This window comes from Mycobacterium sp. (genome assembly GCF_049673265.1).
Lineage (GTDB): Bacteria > Actinomycetota > Actinomycetes > Mycobacteriales > Mycobacteriaceae > Mycobacterium.
Genome location: NZ_JBATXN010000651.1, coordinates 1 through 15,645, shown reverse-complemented (window position 1 = coordinate 15,645; position 15,645 = coordinate 1). Strand labels below are relative to the sequence as shown.

Annotated in this window: 21 protein-coding genes and 1 pseudogene; 12 read left to right on the top strand and 10 right to left on the bottom strand. The window is 64.8% G+C overall.

All coding sequences use genetic code 11. The annotated features are described in order from the left end of the window. The 11 genes from WBF82_RS22155 to WBF82_RS22105 all read left to right on the top strand — a co-directional run. On the top strand, positions 1-1,218 hold a 1,218-nt coding region (locus tag WBF82_RS22155; RefSeq protein ID WP_424385077.1), incomplete at its 5' end, for an NAD(P)/FAD-dependent oxidoreductase. Next, positions 1,215-2,717 carry an ATP-binding protein gene (locus tag WBF82_RS22150; protein WP_424385076.1) on the top strand — a complete coding sequence of 501 codons (1,503 nt, stop codon included), beginning with the start codon at positions 1,215-1,217 and terminating at the stop codon, positions 2,715-2,717. The genes WBF82_RS22155 and WBF82_RS22150, both read left to right, overlap by 4 nt. Before the next feature lie 28 nt (positions 2,718-2,745). Next, positions 2,746-3,606, top strand: a complete 861-nt coding sequence (locus WBF82_RS22145; RefSeq protein WP_424385075.1) for an LLM class F420-dependent oxidoreductase — start codon at positions 2,746-2,748, stop codon at positions 3,604-3,606. 20 nt (positions 3,607-3,626) lie between these two features. Continuing rightward, positions 3,627-4,493 (top strand): LLM class F420-dependent oxidoreductase, encoded by an 867-nt coding sequence (locus WBF82_RS22140; protein WP_424385074.1) that lies wholly within the window; start codon positions 3,627-3,629, stop codon positions 4,491-4,493. Positions 4,494-4,512: 19 nt separating this feature from the next. Then, positions 4,513-4,863 carry a hypothetical protein gene (locus tag WBF82_RS22135; RefSeq protein ID WP_424385073.1) on the top strand — a complete coding sequence of 117 codons (351 nt, stop codon included), beginning with the start codon at positions 4,513-4,515 and terminating at the stop codon, positions 4,861-4,863. A 37-nt stretch (positions 4,864-4,900) separates the two neighbouring features. Then, complete coding sequence (rfbB, locus tag WBF82_RS22130) at positions 4,901-5,896, top strand: dTDP-glucose 4,6-dehydratase (RefSeq protein WP_424385072.1); 996 nt, start codon at positions 4,901-4,903, stop codon at positions 5,894-5,896. Then, positions 5,896-6,501 (top strand): dTDP-4-dehydrorhamnose 3,5-epimerase, encoded by a 606-nt coding sequence (gene rfbC / locus WBF82_RS22125; protein WP_424385071.1) that lies wholly within the window; start codon positions 5,896-5,898, stop codon positions 6,499-6,501. The genes rfbB and rfbC overlap by 1 nt, the downstream gene beginning before the upstream one ends. A gap of 4 nt (positions 6,502-6,505) precedes the next feature. Further along, the gene (locus WBF82_RS22120) at positions 6,506-7,411 is read left to right on the top strand and encodes an RNA polymerase sigma-70 factor (RefSeq protein WP_424385070.1); all 906 of its coding nucleotides are present in this window, start codon (positions 6,506-6,508) and stop codon (positions 7,409-7,411) included. 3 nt (positions 7,412-7,414) lie between these two features. Next, positions 7,415-8,215 (top strand): SDR family oxidoreductase, encoded by an 801-nt coding sequence (locus tag WBF82_RS22115; protein WP_424385069.1) that lies wholly within the window; start codon positions 7,415-7,417, stop codon positions 8,213-8,215. After that, entirely contained in the window at positions 8,212-8,631 is a 420-nt protein-coding gene (locus WBF82_RS22110; RefSeq protein WP_424385068.1) for a hypothetical protein, read from the top strand. Before WBF82_RS22115 ends, WBF82_RS22110 begins: the two co-directional genes overlap by 4 nt. Positions 8,632-8,702: 71 nt before the next feature. Continuing rightward, positions 8,703-8,933 (top strand): deoxyribodipyrimidine photolyase, encoded by a 231-nt coding sequence (locus WBF82_RS22105; protein WP_424385067.1) that lies wholly within the window; start codon positions 8,703-8,705, stop codon positions 8,931-8,933. Here WBF82_RS22105 and WBF82_RS22100 read toward each other — a convergent pair. The 9 genes from WBF82_RS22100 to WBF82_RS22060 all read right to left on the bottom strand — a co-directional run bounded on the left by WBF82_RS22100 (position 8,930) and on the right by WBF82_RS22060 (position 14,696). Beyond that, positions 8,930-9,325 (bottom strand): hypothetical protein, encoded by a 396-nt coding sequence (locus WBF82_RS22100; RefSeq protein WP_424385066.1) that lies wholly within the window; start codon positions 9,323-9,325, stop codon positions 8,930-8,932. The genes WBF82_RS22105 and WBF82_RS22100 overlap by 4 nt on opposite strands. 137 nt (positions 9,326-9,462) lie before the next feature. Then, positions 9,463-9,795: a hypothetical protein gene (locus WBF82_RS22095; RefSeq protein WP_424385065.1), complete on the bottom strand. Its 333-nt coding sequence runs from the start codon at positions 9,793-9,795 to the stop codon at positions 9,463-9,465. A gap of 49 nt (positions 9,796-9,844) precedes the next feature. Continuing rightward, positions 9,845-10,225 carry a hypothetical protein gene (locus tag WBF82_RS22090; RefSeq protein ID WP_424385064.1) on the bottom strand — a complete coding sequence of 127 codons (381 nt, stop codon included), beginning with the start codon at positions 10,223-10,225 and terminating at the stop codon, positions 9,845-9,847. Further along, positions 10,222-11,151 carry a metallophosphoesterase family protein gene (locus WBF82_RS22085; protein ID WP_424385063.1) on the bottom strand — a complete coding sequence of 310 codons (930 nt, stop codon included), beginning with the start codon at positions 11,149-11,151 and terminating at the stop codon, positions 10,222-10,224. Before WBF82_RS22085 ends, WBF82_RS22090 begins: the two co-directional genes overlap by 4 nt. Further along, positions 11,148-11,567 carry a cupredoxin domain-containing protein gene (locus WBF82_RS22080; RefSeq protein ID WP_424385078.1) on the bottom strand — a complete coding sequence of 140 codons (420 nt, stop codon included), beginning with the start codon at positions 11,565-11,567 and terminating at the stop codon, positions 11,148-11,150. Before WBF82_RS22080 ends, WBF82_RS22085 begins: the two co-directional genes overlap by 4 nt. Before the next feature lie 132 nt (positions 11,568-11,699). Then, a complete protein-coding gene (locus WBF82_RS22075) occupies positions 11,700-12,404 on the bottom strand; it encodes a Rieske (2Fe-2S) protein (RefSeq protein WP_424385062.1) in 705 nt (234 codons plus the stop codon). Continuing rightward, positions 12,401-12,991 (bottom strand): RNA polymerase sigma factor, encoded by a 591-nt coding sequence (locus WBF82_RS22070; protein ID WP_424385061.1) that lies wholly within the window; start codon positions 12,989-12,991, stop codon positions 12,401-12,403. Before WBF82_RS22070 ends, WBF82_RS22075 begins: the two co-directional genes overlap by 4 nt. Before the next feature lie 24 nt (positions 12,992-13,015). Next, positions 13,016-13,840 carry an SAM-dependent methyltransferase gene (locus WBF82_RS22065; RefSeq protein ID WP_424385060.1) on the bottom strand — a complete coding sequence of 275 codons (825 nt, stop codon included), beginning with the start codon at positions 13,838-13,840 and terminating at the stop codon, positions 13,016-13,018. A 7-nt stretch (positions 13,841-13,847) separates the two neighbouring features. After that, on the bottom strand, positions 13,848-14,696 hold the full coding sequence (locus WBF82_RS22060) for a helix-turn-helix domain-containing protein (protein ID WP_424385059.1): 849 nt from the start codon (positions 14,694-14,696) through the stop codon (positions 13,848-13,850). A 173-nt stretch (positions 14,697-14,869) separates the two neighbouring features. Between WBF82_RS22060 and WBF82_RS22055 the strand changes: the two genes are divergently transcribed. Beyond that, positions 14,870-15,175: a hypothetical protein gene (locus tag WBF82_RS22055; RefSeq protein WP_424385058.1), complete on the top strand. Its 306-nt coding sequence runs from the start codon at positions 14,870-14,872 to the stop codon at positions 15,173-15,175. 272 nt (positions 15,176-15,447) lie between these two features. Here the strand turns inward: WBF82_RS22055 and WBF82_RS22050 are convergent. Further along, positions 15,448-15,645, bottom strand: a pseudogene (locus tag WBF82_RS22050) (serine/threonine protein kinase); the annotation flags it as partial.

Sequence of the window (15,645 nt, the reverse complement as noted above, 5' to 3'; positions counted from 1 at the left end):
ACCAAGGTGATCGGGCACCGCTGGTCGGCACGGTCCTGGCAGGTGCGCGACTTCCTGGCCCGCAACGGGCTCTACTACAACTGGTTCATGGCCGACGACCCCGACGGCGAGCAGCTGTTGGCCGCTGCCGGCGAGGACGGCCTGCGGCTACCGGTCGTCGTCACCGAACGCGGCGACACCCTCATCGAACCGAGCGATGCCGAACTGGCCGACACGTTGGGCTTGATGACCACGCCATCGCAGGAGTTCTACGACCTGATCGTGGTCGGTGGCGGACCCGCGGGCCTGGCCGCCGCCGTCTACGGCGCCTCCGAGGGGCTGCGCACCGTGCTGATCGAACGCACCGCGACCGGCGGTCAGGCCGGGCAGAGCTCGCGGATCGAGAACTATCTGGGCTTTCCAGACGGGGTGTCGGGCGGCCAGCTGGCCGACCGGGCCCGCCGACAGGCGGAGAAGTTCGGCGCCGAACTGATCACCGCCCGCACGGCCACTGCGCTGGAGGTCAACGGCTCCAAGCGCACCATCCGGTTCTCTGACGGCGGCTCGATCGATGCGCATGCGGTGATCCTGGCCACCGGCGTCGCCTACCGACAGCTGGCGGCGACCGGCTGCGACGAGTTGACCGGCCGCGGCATCTACTACGGGGCCGCCGTTTCGGTCGCGTCGGACTGCAAGGGCGAAGAGGTCTACGTGATTGGCGGGGCCAATTCGGCCGGCCAGGCCGCGATGTATCTGTCCCGGGAGGCCAAATCCGTCACGATCGTCGTGCGTGCCCCGTCGCTGGAGGCGTCGATGTCGCACTACCTGATCCAACAGATTGAGCAGACTCCCAAGATCACCGTGCGCACCTGTACCGAAGTTCATTGCGCTACTGGAGACGATCATCTGGAGAAGCTCACCCTGATTGACAACCGGACCGGCGAAACCGAGGACGTCACCTGCGGCCGGATGTTCATCTTCATCGGCGCCGCGCCGCGCACCGACTGGCTGGACGGGGTAGTCGCCCGCGACGATCGCGGCTTCATCCTCACCGGGCCGGACCTTCGCAACGTGTGTGGCTGGACGCTGGACCGTCCGCCACACCACCTGGAGACCAGCGTGCCAGGCGTGTTCGTCGCCGGCGATGTGCGCGCCGAGTCAGCTAAACGCGTCGCAGCCGCAGTCGGCGAAGGATCGATGGCCGTGATGCTGGTCCACCGCTACCTGGCGGAGTCATGACCGACAAACTTCCGTGTGACGCCGACGAGCTGCGCACGCTGTTCCTGTTCGAGGCGCTGACCGACGAGCAGCTCGAGACGTTGTGCGCCAACGGCCACATCCAGCACTACGAACCGGGGCCGATCATCGTCGAGGGTGAGCCGGCGACTTGTTTCTACGTCCTGATCGAAGGCGAGCTGGCGATGTCGAAGCTCTCCGGCGGTCAGGACATCGAGACCAATCGGACGTCACAGCGCGGCGTGTATTGCGGTGCCTGGCGGGCCTTTACCGGTGGGAAGCAAAAGAGCTACGACGCGTCGGTGCACGTGACCAAGCCGTCGCGGTTCTTCGTCATGGACGCGCCGGTGTTCGCCAAGTTCATGAAGGACCAATTTCCGATGGCGGTTCACCTGCTCGACGGGATCGCTGTGGGCACCGACCGGACCCGGCGGATCATCGACAACCGGGAAAAGCTGCTCGCGCTGGGCCGGTTGTCGGCCGGCCTGACCCATCAGCTGAACAATCCCGCAGCGGCCATCGCTCGGGCCGCCGACGAGCTGCGCGGCCGGATCTCGCGCATGCGCGGGAAACTGGCGATGCTCGCCGACGGCACCGTCTCCCCCGAGACGCTGAACGCTCTGGTGCAACTGCAGGATGCCGTCGCCGAGCAGGTCGCCAAATCGGCGTCGCAGCACCTGACCGCGCTCGAGACTGCCGACCGCGAGGACGCCGTCGGCGAGTGGCTGGAGGACCACGACATCGGCAGCGGGTGGGACATCGCGCCGACACTCGTCGAAGGCGGCGTCGACACCGACTGGTTGGAGCGGATCGCCGCGACCGCAGAGGAATTGGATAGATCGGCTTCGTTGGAGGAGGCGATCCGCTGGATCAGCTACACCATCGAGAGCGAGCTTCTGATGAATCAGATTTCGGAAGCGAGCAAACGGATTTCGGCGTTGGTCGCCGACGCCAAGCAATATTCCCGGATGGACCGCGCCCTGTTCGATGTGGCCGATGTGCACGAACTGCTGCGCAGCACGCTCGTGATGTTCGCCGATCGATTGAGCAAAGACAAGCAACCCGGCGCGATCACAGTGGTCAAGGAATTCGACCAATCGCTTCCCGAAATCCCTTGCTTTCCAGGTGATCTCAACCAGGTGTGGACCAACATCATCGACAATGCGCTGGCCGCGATGCGCGAGACGGGCGGCACGCTGACCGTACGCACCAGCAGGGAAGGCGAGAAGCTGGCCCGCATCGAGATCTGCGACACCGGACCCGGCATCCCCGAGGACATCCGCGAGCACATCTTCGAACCGTTCTTCACCACCAAACCGTTCGGCGAAGGCACCGGCCTCGGGCTGGATTTGGCGTTCAACATCGTCGTGAAAAAGCATCGTGGGGATCTGCGGGTGGAGTCTGCGCCGGGCAATACCCGCTTCATCGTGTTGCTGCCTCTGGAAAAGCCTCGCGTCGAGGACTTGGCGGATCCCGACCTAGATGAAGAGCTGACGGAATAGCGACATTCCCGGACCGGTTGGAGACACCATGACTGATACTCAAGCTCATTCCACGAATAGCCCCAACCTTGGTCGGTTCGGATCGTTCGGCCGCGGGGTCACGCCGCAGCAGGCTAAAGAAATCGAAGCCCTGGGCTACGGAGCCGTCTGGGTAGGCGGTTCACCGCCGGCCGAGCTGGAATGGGTCGAGCCGATCCTGGAAGCGACCACCACGCTGCAGGTGGCCACCGGCATCGTCAATATCTGGTCGGCGCCCGCCAAGCCGGTCGCCGAGTCCTTCCACCGCATCGACAAGGCGTACCCCGGCCGGTTCCTGCTGGGTATCGGCGTCGGGCACCCCGAGGCGATCAGCGAATACCGCAAGCCCTACGACGCGCTGGTGGAGTACCTGGACCTTCTTGACGATTACGGAGTGCCGGCCAACCGTCGAGTGGTGGCTGCGCTGGGCCCGCGAGTGCTGAAGCTGTCGGCGCAGCGCAGCGGTGGAGCGCATCCCTACCTGACCACGCCGGAGCACACGGCGCAGGCCCGCGAACTGATCGGCCCGTCGGCGTTCTTGGCGCCCGAGCACAAGGTGGTGCTGACCACCGATGCGGATCGCGCCCGGGCGGTCGGCCGCAAGGCGCTCGATATTTACCTCAACCTGGCCAACTATCTGAACAACTGGCGGCGGCTGGGATTCACCGACGACGACGTCACGCGGCCCGGCAGCGACCGGCTGGTCGATGCCGTGGTTGCCTACGGTACGACCGACGCGATAGCCGCCCGGCTCAATGAACACCTTGACGCCGGCGCCGACCACGTCGCCGTTCAGGTCCTGACCAAAAGTGAGAACCTGGTCTCGGCGCTGGCCGAATTGGCGGGGCCGCTTGGACTGAATCAGTCGTGAGCAAGCAGAGGGGGAACTAGATGACCGAGGCCGTATCGCTGAAACCTGACCTGGGCCGGTTCGGCGTATGGCTGGCCTTCCGCTCACTGGCACCCGAACTGGCCGCGCAAATCGAGTCGCTCGGTTATGGCGCCGCCTGGGTCGGCGGATCGCCGGACGCGGAGCTGGATTGGGTGGATCCTGCTCTGGCGCAGACTAATTCGCTGCAGCTGGCCACCGGGATCGTCAACATCTGGTCGGCACCGGCGTCGGTGGTCGCCCGATCCTTTGAGCGCATCGAAACCGCCTATCCGGGAAGGTTTTTGCTGGGCGTCGGCGTGGGCCACCGCGAGCACACCGAGGAGTACGTCAAGCCCTATGACGCGTTGGTCGGTTACCTCGACGAACTCGACGGCGCCATGGTGCCGACCAGTCGTCGGGTGCTGGCGGCGCTTGGTCCCAAGGTGCTGCAACTGGCCGCCGAACGCAGCGCGGGCGCACACCCATACCTGACCACGCCGCAACACACGGCCAAGGCCCGCGAAAAGATGGGCCGCTCGGTGTTCCTGGCACCAGAGCACAAGGTGGTGCTGAGCACCGACGCCGCCGAGGCCCGTCGGATTGGCCGCGAGACCGTCGACCACTACCTGGGCCTGAGCAACTACGTGAATAACTGGCTGCGGCTGGGCTTCAGCGAAGACGACGTGCGCAAGCCCGGAAGCGACCGGCTGATCGACTCGGTGGTGGCCTACGGCACCCCCGAGGCCATCGCGGCGCGCCTTGACGAGCATTTGCAAGCCGGTGCCGATCACGTGGCGATCCAGGTGCTTGGTGGCTGGACACCGGAGACGCTGCTGCCCGCGCTGGGCGAACTGGCCGGGCCGCTGGGACTGGCGCCCCCCAGCTGATCGGGCGGACGGGGTCGTCATGGTGCTTCGGAGTGGCGTCGTACGAATCGCTTGCGTGGTCTGCGCCCTGGCCGCGCTGTTGCTGGCCTTCATGACCTACAGCGAAGTGGCCTTGGCCGGCTTTCCCGACGGACACCTCACCGACTACGACCGAGCGGCCGACCGCCCGCTAGAGGTTTTCGGTTACCTGCAGGCAGCACTCGGTCTGCTCTTTCTGGTCCTCGCCTTTTCGTCGATGAAGGCCCGACGGCGTGCGGTGGGACTGCTGATAAGTCTTGTCGCATGTGTCCTCGTCGCGGTGGTCGTGCAGGTCGGCGTCCCTTGGTATTTCGGAACCCATCTCGGCCTCGATAACGGAATTGGCGGCTAGCTCGGGGCCCGAATCGTCGCCCGGCTAGAGTGCCCCCATGCGGCTGCTGGTGACCGGCGGCGCCGGTTTCATCGGCGCCAACTTCGTGCACACCACCGTTCGCGAGCATCCGGAAGACGCGGTGACGGTGCTCGACGCCATGACATATGCAGGCACCCGCGAATCGCTGGCTCCCGTCGAAAACGAGATCCGGCTGGTCCAGGGCGACGTCACTGACGCCGAATTGGTCTCCCGCCTGGTCGCCGAGGCTGACGCGGTGGTGCACTTCGCAGCCGAGACCCACGTCGACAACGCGTTGGCCGACCCGGCGCCGTTCCTGCGGGCCAACGTGATCGGGACGTTCACGATTCTGGAGGCGGTGCGCCGGCATGGGGTCCGGCTGCACCACGTCTCCACCGACGAGGTTTACGGCGATCTCGCGCTCGACGATCCGCAGCGGTTCACCGAGTCGACGCCCTATAACCCGTCGAGTCCGTACTCGGCGACCAAAGCCGGCTCCGACATGCTGGTGCGAGCCTGGGTGCGCTCCTACGACGTTCGCGCGACGATCTCGAACTGCTCCAACAACTATGGGCCGTATCAGCACCTGGAGAAGTTCATTCCGCGCCAGATCACCAACGTGCTCACCGGGCGTCGGCCGAAGTTGTACGGCAAAGGAACCAACGTCAGGGATTGGATCCACGTCGAGGACCACAATGACGCGGTCCGGCGGATTCTGACCGGCGGCCAAATCGGCCGGACCTACTTGATCGGCGCCGACGGCGAACGCGACAACGTGTCTGTGCTGCAGACATTGCTCCAACTGATGGGACGTGATCCCGACGACTTCGATTACGTCATCGATCGGGTCGGCCACGATCTGCGCTACGCCATCGACCCGACCTCGCTGTGCAACGAATTAGGCTGGGCGCCAAAGCATACCGATTTCACCGAGGGTCTGCGTGAGACCATCGACTGGTATCGGGAAAACGAATCATGGTGGGGCCCGCTGAAAGCTGCCGTCGAAGCCCGCTACGAACAATGGGGCCGTTGATGCAGGTTCGTGAACTCGACATCGCCGGCGCGTGGGAGATCACCCCGCAACTGCATTCGGATTCGCGTGGAATGTTCTTCGAGTGGCTGACCGACACAGGCTTCGCCGGGTTCGCCGGTCACCGGCTAGACGTGCGGCAGGCCAACTGTTCGGTCTCTTCAGCCGGTGTGCTGCGTGGCCTACATTTCGCCCAGCTGCCACCGAGCCAGGCCAAGTACGTGACCTGCCTTACCGGATCGGTGTTCGACGTCGTCGTCGATGTCCGGGTTGGCTCGCCAACTTTCGGCCAGTGGGACTCAGTTCTGCTCGACGACCGTGACCGTAGGACGGTGTATCTCTCCGAGGGTCTGGCGCACGGTTTCCTTGCGCTACAAGATAACTCGACGGTGATGTACCTGTGCTCAGCGGAATATAACCCGCAACGCGAGCACACCATCGCCCCCACCGACCCGACGCTGGCGATCGATTGGCCGAGCGGACACGAATTACTGTTGTCTGAGCGGGATGCCGCAGCGCCCACCCTCGACGAAGTGCGCGCCGCCGGCCTGCTGCCGAGTTGGGCAGAGACCAAGGACTTCGTCGACGGGTTGCGAGGCAGCTCTTAAGGCAATGACCGCGGTAGCGGAGGAGTTCGAATCGCAGCGGCCCCGCCTGTTCGGGCTTGCCTACCGGTTGTTGGGGTCAGCAGGCGAGGCCGAAGACGCGGTGCAAGACGCCTACCTACGGTTGCATGCGACCGATCGAGCGACGATCGGCTCCTTGCCGGCCTGGTTGAGCAAGGTCGTCACGAACTTGTGCCTCAACCGATTGACGTCGGCTCGTGCCCGGCGGGAGATCTACGTAGGTCCGTGGCTACCGGAACCCGTCATCACCAGCGATGGAACGTTGGGGCCGTTGGAAACCGCCGAGCTTCGCGATTCGGTGTCGATCGCGTTGCTGGCCCTGATGGAGCGGCTCGGTCCCAGCGAGCGCGCCGTGTTCGTGCTCAGGGAGGCATTCGGCTACAGCCACCGCGACATCGGCGAGTTCATGGAAACCACCGAAGCCAACGCTCGCCAGTTGCACCGCCGCGCGAAGCAACGCCTCGATGATCCGGTGCCCCGGTTCCAGCCCGATCCGGCGCGGTGGCGTGACCTGGTGGACCGTTTCTTGGACGCAAGCCGCAGCGGTGACGTCGCCGGGTTGGTGCCCATGCTGACCGCCGATGTCACGTCCACCGCCGATGGTGGCGGGAAAGTGGCCGCTGCGCGGCGGCCGGTGGTGGGCCGCGACCGGGTGGCCCGATACGTGGCGGGTGCGTTTAGCCGACCCTTGCCCGCAGTGCACCTGCAATTCGGTGTCGAGGTCAACGGCGAGCCTGCGGTGCTCGGATTCACCGACTCGGTGCTTGCTGGCGTGCTGTTTTTCCAAACAGATGGCGACCGGATAGCCGCCCTGCGGGTCATCGCGAACCCGGACAAATTGCGATTCCTGGGCAGGCAGCTGTCACACCCCGCCGGGCTATCCAGTCCATAAGGTATGACGAAACGCGTACTCGTGGTCGGCGGCACCGGCGTCTTAGGCCGAGCGGTGGTCGATCAGCTCCTCACATCGGGCGCCAGCGTGCGCATCCTGAGCCGAGGCCGGCGGCGCCACCAACACGACAACGCCGAACACGTCACCGGCGACCTGCGCACCGGCGACGGGCTCGATGCGGCTGTCGCCGGCGTCGACACCATCGTGCAGTGCTCCGAGCACGTGGATCATCTGGTTGTGGCGGCGAAACAAGCCGGCTCCCCGCATCTGGTGTACACCTCCATCGTCGGCTCCGACCGTGTCCCGGTCTACCGGCGAAAAGTGGCCGATGAAGAGCTGGTCGCAAGGTCCGGCTTGCCGTGGACGGTGCTGCGGGCGACTCAGTTCCACGATCTCATCGCCATGCTGCTACGCATGTTGGCCAAACCACCGATCATGGCCTTGCCCGCCGGCTGGAGTTTCCAGCCGGTCGATGTGCGCGAGGTCGGTAACCGGCTCGCCCAGCTCGCGCTCGACGAACCCACCGGCAGGGCCCCAGATTTCGGCGGGCCAGAGGTCCGTGCGGTCAGCGACCTTGCCCGCAGCTACTTGGCAATGGTCAGCAAGCATCGCCTGATGCTGCCAATCCTGCTACCGGGCAAGGTGTTTCGCGCATACCGTGCCGGCGGCCACCTGGCGCCGGATCACGCACAAGGCACCGTCACCTTCGAGGAGTACCTCAGCGAGCAGTTCACCGCCGGTGTCGTCCCATACGCCGACGCGCTTCGTACCTACCTACCCCTCCGTCGAAGGCAGCGGCGATGAAGCTCACCGATGTGCTGCTGCGAGCCGGTATCTGGTTCCTCGCCCTCACCGAACTCGCGGTGGGAGTTGTCGCGACGCTGACCCCGCGGGTCTTCTACGACCACGTCCCCGGGGTGAGCCTGTTGCCGCCGTATTCCGAACACCTGCTGCGCGATGTGGGTGCGCTGAACCTTGCGCTGACTATGGTGTTATTAATCGCAGCGATCACCATGGAGCAACAGATCGTGCGCACCGCGCTGATTGCCTACTTGGTGTTCGCCATCCCGCACTTGCTGTTTCACCTCACCCATCTGCACCACTACACGACGGCTGCGGCAGTCACCGAAAAAATAGGCCTAATCGTCGCGGTGCTGCTTCCGATCGCGCTGCTCATCCTGGAACTGCGACGACGCGAAGGAGATCAGCGCGCCGTTTGATTCCCGCTCTGCTGGGTATCCGAGTCCGGAACACGGGCAGTGAGATCCCGTCCGGCGCAGAGGAGTCCATCATGCTTCATCAATTAGTGCTGGCCGCATCCAGCCACCCGGAGGCCGCAGGCCTAATTGGGGGAACCATCAAATTCGTTTTCGTCGCCATCGGCAGTATCATCGCGGCGATTATTTGCGCAGTCATCGCAGGGATGAAGGGCCGCAACCCATTCGGTTGGGGCATCCTGGGACTGATCTTCAGCATCCTGACGCTGATCGTCGTGATAGTGATCCCGTCCAAGAAGGACTAGTGAGTGGGCATGATCTCCCAGGTATCGGTTGGGTAAGCGCATATCAAGGGGACGCCATCGGGTGACTGTGCAGTAAATCCCCCACTGCCGTCTGGAGCAAGGGCGTGTATCTCCTCCACGCACTGCTTGCCGCCGATCTGTCGAACCCCGACCAGCGTCCCGGCATCGACCCACACGTGGGGTTGTCCGGGTCGACCACACGCCAAAACCTTGCCGGCGGAGTCGTATCCGAAGATGTAGCGTCCGGTCGGCGTAGCGCAGGATTGTCCGAGCGCCGCATCGTGGCTCATATTGGGGACCGGCTGGCTCACCGGGTCGGCACTGGCCAGGTCGGCCGCGCCGAGCGCCGCGGCCGCGATGGCCGCCGTTGCGACGGACCGTGCATCAATCATGGCCGCACTCCTCTGCTGGCATGACCTGTAACTGGCGAGATTAACCGACTAGCCGGCCGCGGTGATGAAAACGGGCACACCGGCGGGTGCTGATGTGCGCGCGGTTTTGACAAGCGTTCGCCCGCGGACGGGTTAGCTCAGGGCTTGAATCCCAGATCGTGCAACGCGTCGACGCAACCGCGTATCCAGTCGTTCTGATTGGGCGGTAGCGGCCCGCCGCCCATCTCGAGTTGGCAAACCATGCCCGCGTTATAGCCGGCCTGTTGCATCTCGTTTTTCAGGAAATTGCCATTCCTCGGCTGCGAGTAAAAGGCGTGCTCGGTGTTGTACCCGTCCTGGTATGACGGGGTCTGGCCCGGGGCTGGACCGCACTGACCGGCGGCGCAATGCGGGTCTGCGCCGGCCAGCGACGCCGAGCCAATCGCAGCCGTGACGATACTTACCACGACCAGAGTCGCACGGAACAACATGCGCCCAACCCCTCTGTTTGAGACCTCTGTACAGAAGAGTATGCACGGCTTACCTGCGAACGCGCCGCCCCTCGGCCAGATAGGCCGCCCAGAGCCCGATGGTCAGCACTTCAGCGACCACGCTGATCGCCGCGTGCGGCGCCGGCTCCCAGTCCTGCTCGGAAAACCCGAAAAGCCCGACGGTGCGCGACAACGCGAAGGCGACCAGTGCGCCGCCGGCCAACGCGGCCGCTGCCCACTGAAGCCACGACGGCCCGCCGAGCAGGATCAGCGCGGCGAGCGCGAACGAGACGCCGGCCTGCACAATGAAAGCCGTGCCGATCGTCGGAATATGCTGGTAGCCGTGGATATACAGGTAGGCGTGGCTGATCCCGCTCACGACCACCGCAGCCGCGATTCCGATGCGGATCAGCAACCCCGCGAACCTCATTGCAGTGTCCGTTCTTTCAATGCAAGGGCGTCATGTCCCCGCGTGTAGCTGACCTCGCGGATACCCAGCGCGTCGCGCAATTTGCCGGCCGGCAGGGTGACGGGCTTCGGTGCCGGACCGTCGCCGGGATGAGGTAGCGGGTACGCCGTGGTGGTGCCGCTGTAGAAGGTCACATTGCCTTCCGTCTTGGAAAAGACTTGGTGGACATGGCCGTTGAGGCAGGTCACAGACGAGAAGCGGCGCAGATAACTCAGCGCCTGGGTGGCGTCGTCGGTACCCCAGCCCCAATTCGGATACATTGCGAACAGCGGGATATGGCTGAACACGATGATCGGCGTATCACTGGGCAGCGCCGCCACATCCTTCGCGATGAACTCCAGCTGGTCGGCTCCCAGATGACCGAGCTTTTTCAAATTGAGCGTGTTCACCAGCGCAATCACATGCACACCGGCGATGTCGAAGCTATACCACCCGTCACCGCGGGTTCCCGCGCCGAACACGCTTCGATACTTTTGGCCCGCATCGTCGACCGAGTCGTGCTCGCCGGGCACGGTGAAGACATGCGGCGTACGCAGCCCGGTCATCATTTGCTTGACTTGATCGAACTGATCCGTCGTGGCCAGATGAGTGAGATCGCCGGTGTGGATGACGAAGTCGGGTGTGTAGCCGAGGTTATTGATCCGCTCGATCGCCTGGCCGAACGAGCCTGCGACATTCGAATTCGCCTTTCCGAAGAACCCGATGTGGCTGTCACTGACCTGAGCAAATCGCAGCGCGGGCCGGCCTTGTGCCCGCGCGGCCTCCGCGGTGCCGGCGACGTGCGAGATCACTTCACCACCGACCACGGCCAGGCCGACGGCCGCACCGAACCATGCGCTGTGCCGGATCAGTTGGCGTCGGCTCATTGAGTGCTCGGCGTCGGTCATTGCGTCACAACCACTGTCGCGTGCATGTACGGGTGGATCGAGCAGACGTAGTCGAACTTGCCTGCGGTCGGGAATGTGTGCGAATACGTGCCCTGCGAGCCCATTCCGGGTGAGTGGAACGACCCGTCGTCGGCGGCTATCGTGTGCGGCTCTTCATCATGGTTGGTCCAGGTGACCGTGCTTCCCGCGCGAACGGTCAGCGTCGCCGGGACGAAGGCGAAGTTGTCAATGCTGACCGCGTCACCGGCTACCGGAGCCGCCGAGCCGGTCGCCGACGTCGAGCCGCCCGCCGGCGGACCCGACATCGACGGCATGCCGCCCATCCCCGGCATTCCCGGTGTCGTCGCGCCCGGCCCGAACGTCACCGACGGCGACGTCTGGTGTGTCGGCGGCGAGGAGCATGAGGCCAACAGCATTCCCGCCAGCAGCACCATCCGCGCGCCCCGATTTCGTTCGGGCATAACGTTGCACCTCCATCGGTCGGCGAAGGACGTAAGAAACCAAGAAACCAAGCACTGCCAACAGATAGGGCAGCGGGTTACAGGCCGTCAGGCCGGCTCGTTAGGGCTCGGCGGGACGAATACCTCGATGACACCACCTTGTTCACGAACCATCAACGTGGGCAACGGCTTCGGCGATATCGGCAATTGATGGGTCAGCACCTGGCCGGCGGGCGAAAACGAGGTCGAATGGCACGGGCAGCGCAGCCGGGCCTGCGGTGCGTCGAACCACAATCGGCAACCCTGATGGGTGCAGACCCCCGACACCGCTTCGGGCTTGCCGTCGACACGGCGAACGAATCCGACGACCGAGCCGAGATCGAACGGGTGCATGACACCGTCGGGCACCTCCGCGCTGGCTGCGACCCGCTGCCACCGCCCGGTGTTTGGGGTGAGTTCGCCGGAGTTGTACTTGTTGTCGCCGTCGGCGACCTGCCCACTGTCGATCAGCGCTCGATCGATCGACACCGCGGCCACCGCGGCGGCCGCTGCTGCCGACGTGCCGACGATGACGTGCCTGCGGGTCGCCCCGGATTGTCCTGCCGGCTGTGCGGTGCCTTCCATTTGCGCGGCAAGACGCTGGCGCAGATCAGTGAGAAATTCCTCTCGCGGCGCATCGCTGCCGAGCCGCGCCGCCTGGAGATCGATGGCCGTTCGGATTTGCGCGGCTTCAAAATCGTCGGGCCGGAACGGCTTGGGACGACGACCCCGCAACAGGTCGTCGACATACCTGCGCAACCCGCGCGCGTTCATGATTCGTCCTTCTCGTTGACCTGTGCGGCCAGCCGCAATGCGCGATGCTGGAGCACCTTGGCGTTGGCGACGCTGACCCCCAGCTCGGCGGCCGACTCTTTGATCGAACGGCCTTGCAAGAAGCGCAGTTCCAATATCCTTCGATAATTGTCCGGCAACCGGTGCAGAACCTTGGCGACTCGCTGGGGAGCGGTGCTGATCGCCTCTTCACGGTCGGGTGGTTGCTCGATATCGTCATCGATCGTGGTGATCTCACGTCCCAGCGTTTCGCGCCAATGCGCGGCCAGCACCGTTCGCGCGGTGGCCCGTAGATACCCCCGAATCTCGCCGACGCTTGCCGTCAACCGCAGCGGTCGCAGTGCGGCGAGGAAGACTTCGGCGGTGAGGTCCTCGGCGTCGGCCCGGTTGCCCACCCGGGCGAAGATGGTGCGATACACCCAGGTGGCGTTGTCCTGGTACACCGCTTCCCAGTTGGGGTAGCCGCCGTCAGGCACCACCCGCAAGCGACGCGGGTCGACGGGTTCACCGTGTGCCGTCACATACTGCCTGCCTGTTGGGAAGCGTGGCTCCGCTGAGAATAGTGCCATGTCACCGGTCCATAGCAGCTCGGGTTACACCTTGACCGCCTCGATGAAGTAGCCGCGCGGCGCCGCGGGCACGTCGGCAGGAACCGGTGGATGCATCCATCGATTCCATCGGTTTCCGGGCTCGGCCGCATCGGTGACGGTGGCCGTCCAGCCCCGGTTCTCGACGAGAGCAGCCGGGGTATCGCTGCCGAACGTCCACGGCGCCCCCAGCTTTGCCATGTAGTCCAGGGTCGGCTGCAGGAACTCCGCCTCCAACATCGTCTTGCCGACGATGTCGTACAACAGCACCGTACCCGGAGCAGACAGCGCATCGACGCGGGCGAACAGATTGTCGACATCCGAGGCTTCGAGGTACTGCAGCAGCCCCTCGATCAGCCACACCGTCCTCGATGAGGAGCTAAACCCTTGTGACTGCAGAACTTTCGCACAATCATCGGCCAGGTCGGCGCCGACCGCAACACGTCGGCAGCGCGGTTGCTCACCCGCGAGTCGTTCGGCTTTGGTCGCGATCATGTGGGGCTGGTCGACTTCGTAAATGGTAGTACCGCGCTGCCATGGCAGCCGAAACGCACGGGCGTCCATGCCCGCGGCGAGAATGGCCACCTGCGAAACGCCGTCGGCTTGGGCGCGCAGCAGGGCCTCGTCGAAGAACCTGGTGCGAACGACAATCGGCGCTGACGGCTGTTCGGTCTTCGCCGCGGCTTCGGCAAGCAACTGCCGGCCGTCGTCGCCCGCCAGCCGTTCGGCGAACGGATCGGTGAAAAGAGCGTCCTCACGCGCCGATTCCTCGGCGCGCATCGCCGCGACGAGCAGCCCGGTTGCCGCTACCGCTTGCTTGGGGTTATCCATAACCCCATCATGAACACGCGGCGGCCAGCGGTCTTGTAAATTTGTGCCGCTCGATCGGGACGTGGCTGGGCAGCACAATCCGCTGTTGGCTGTACTGCGTCGGCGTCATCCCGGTGAACGACTCAAAGTCCCGGACAAAGTGCGCCTGGTCGAAATAACCGACCTCCGCCGCGACGCGAGCACCGCCCACCGGGCCGGTCCCCAGTAACCGCAGCGCCGCCTGGAGGCGACGGACCCGCGCATATGCCTTGGGCGACAAGCCCACCTCGGCACGAAACAACGCGATCAGGCGCTTGGCGGCCATACCCACGTGGTGCCGGATGTCGGCCATCCGGATCGATGGGTCGTTTTCGATCGCGGCCAGCGCTGCGGCGACACCGGGTTGGCGGTCCACCGTCAGCGATGGCCGGGACAACAAAAACTGCTCGAGGATCTGAAAGCGGGCCCGCGCCGATGACGTTTCGATCAACCGCTCGTGCAACTCGCGGCCGTCGCTCCCCCAGACCTGGTCGACGCCGACGTATGCGTCCTCGAGGTCGCCCAACGGGATTCCCAGAAACGGAAACGCGCCGCCGGGCCGAAAGTGAACGGCCATCACGGGCTCGTCGGCGGCGATGTTCGATACGTATGAGGCAGTGTGCGATCCGGTGATGAATGCGGGCGGAACGATCAACCTTGTCTTGCCGTCGGCGGCGTAGAAGTCGAGCTGCTGTCGTTGCCCGACGTCGAAGATCACCGTCACCGCGCCACGCGGCAGCGCCCGGCTCCAGTAGTCGGCCTCGCTGTTACGCCAATCTCCGATGAATTCGATGTAGTCGGCTAGCGGAGCGACCGGCCGGTACATGCGGGGGCCCATGCACCCGACGATAGTGCAGCGTGCCCGCAGTTACTGGCGGCGATGTTGCCTCGAATTGGATTCCGCGAGCCGAGCCGTCGGCTCTGCCGAATGCTGACCGAGTCCACGTGGTGTCGAGGGCATAAGCTCAAGTAAGCCAATATCTACCGACGGGTCCATATCGGGAGGCCTGCATGACGAGGTTTGTTCGCCGTCTGGGCGCAAGTGTTGCGGTCGTGGTATCTCCGATGGCGGCCGTGATGGTCGCGACGCCGGGAGTCAGCTGGGCGGAATGCGACCCCAACTTCGCCCGCAATGTGTGGACTAACGAGTGCAAACCGCCACCGCCAGTGCCGGACTGGTATGTACCCAAGCCGGCATACGTGCCGTCATTCGCACCCGCGGACATCCCGCCGCCCCCGCCACCGCCGCCGTGGGCGCAGAAGCTCCGCCCGGTATGGGACGGCGGCCATGGACAGTGGGTCTGGATAGGGATCTAGGCAGCGAGCATGCGCCGCAACACTTACGCCTTGGTAGCCGTAGCGATGGCGATCGGTCTAGTCGCGCCGGCTTGTGCATGGCCGTCAAAGCCCGCGAGCCCCAATTGTGGTGGCAGCACCCGTTAGACGATCGCCCACCCAGATCCACAGCCCGACCACGGTCGACACGACCGCAAAGACTACAAACTCGCCGACCTGAGAGTTTGCGGGCAGCGGCGGTAAAGCCGGGACTGACCGGTGCCGTTGGCGGGAGAATCCTAAGGTGATCGGCCGACCCGACCGTCGATCTCCCCATAGTCATAGCTCGAGACCACGTGCGGTGTGCCCACTCGGGCGGCCGCGTGGGCTTCCCGGCGGAATCGCCGCTGAAACTCCTCATCCTCAGACAAATGCGCGGGCAAGACTTTGATGGCCACGACCCTGTCGGTGACGGTGTCATGCGCGCGCCACACCTCACCCATGCCGCCGCG

What these genes read in the sequence shown, in the direction of transcription:
- WBF82_RS22150 (WP_424385076.1), top strand. Translation starts at nt 1,215, where the DNA reads ATGACCGACAAACTTCCGTGTGACGCCGACGAGCTGCGCACGCTGTTC.
- WBF82_RS22145 (WP_424385075.1), top strand. Translation starts at nt 2,746, where the DNA reads ATGACTGATACTCAAGCTCATTCCACGAATAGCCCCAACCTTGGTCGG.
- WBF82_RS22140 (WP_424385074.1), top strand. Translation starts at nt 3,627, where the DNA reads ATGACCGAGGCCGTATCGCTGAAACCTGACCTGGGCCGGTTCGGCGTA.
- WBF82_RS22135 (WP_424385073.1), top strand. Translation starts at nt 4,513, where the DNA reads ATGGTGCTTCGGAGTGGCGTCGTACGAATCGCTTGCGTGGTCTGCGCC.
- rfbB (WP_424385072.1), top strand. Translation starts at nt 4,901, where the DNA reads ATGCGGCTGCTGGTGACCGGCGGCGCCGGTTTCATCGGCGCCAACTTC.
- rfbC (WP_424385071.1), top strand. Translation starts at nt 5,896, where the DNA reads ATGCAGGTTCGTGAACTCGACATCGCCGGCGCGTGGGAGATCACCCCG.
- WBF82_RS22120 (WP_424385070.1), top strand. Translation starts at nt 6,506, where the DNA reads ATGACCGCGGTAGCGGAGGAGTTCGAATCGCAGCGGCCCCGCCTGTTC.
- WBF82_RS22115 (WP_424385069.1), top strand. Translation starts at nt 7,415, where the DNA reads ATGACGAAACGCGTACTCGTGGTCGGCGGCACCGGCGTCTTAGGCCGA.
- WBF82_RS22110 (WP_424385068.1), top strand. Translation starts at nt 8,212, where the DNA reads ATGAAGCTCACCGATGTGCTGCTGCGAGCCGGTATCTGGTTCCTCGCC.
- WBF82_RS22105 (WP_424385067.1), top strand. Translation starts at nt 8,703, where the DNA reads ATGCTTCATCAATTAGTGCTGGCCGCATCCAGCCACCCGGAGGCCGCA.
- WBF82_RS22100 (WP_424385066.1), bottom strand. Translation starts at nt 9,325, where the DNA reads ATGATTGATGCACGGTCCGTCGCAACGGCGGCCATCGCGGCCGCGGCG.
- WBF82_RS22095 (WP_424385065.1), bottom strand. Translation starts at nt 9,795, where the DNA reads ATGTTGTTCCGTGCGACTCTGGTCGTGGTAAGTATCGTCACGGCTGCG.
- WBF82_RS22090 (WP_424385064.1), bottom strand. Translation starts at nt 10,225, where the DNA reads ATGAGGTTCGCGGGGTTGCTGATCCGCATCGGAATCGCGGCTGCGGTG.
- WBF82_RS22085 (WP_424385063.1), bottom strand. Translation starts at nt 11,151, where the DNA reads ATGACCGACGCCGAGCACTCAATGAGCCGACGCCAACTGATCCGGCAC.
- WBF82_RS22080 (WP_424385078.1), bottom strand. Translation starts at nt 11,567, where the DNA reads ATGCTGTTGGCCTCATGCTCCTCGCCGCCGACACACCAGACGTCGCCG.
- WBF82_RS22075 (WP_424385062.1), bottom strand. Translation starts at nt 12,404, where the DNA reads ATGAACGCGCGCGGGTTGCGCAGGTATGTCGACGACCTGTTGCGGGGT.
- WBF82_RS22070 (WP_424385061.1), bottom strand. Translation starts at nt 12,991, where the DNA reads ATGGCACTATTCTCAGCGGAGCCACGCTTCCCAACAGGCAGGCAGTAT.
- WBF82_RS22065 (WP_424385060.1), bottom strand. Translation starts at nt 13,840, where the DNA reads ATGGATAACCCCAAGCAAGCGGTAGCGGCAACCGGGCTGCTCGTCGCG.
- WBF82_RS22060 (WP_424385059.1), bottom strand. Translation starts at nt 14,696, where the DNA reads ATGGGCCCCCGCATGTACCGGCCGGTCGCTCCGCTAGCCGACTACATC.
- WBF82_RS22055 (WP_424385058.1), top strand. Translation starts at nt 14,870, where the DNA reads ATGACGAGGTTTGTTCGCCGTCTGGGCGCAAGTGTTGCGGTCGTGGTA.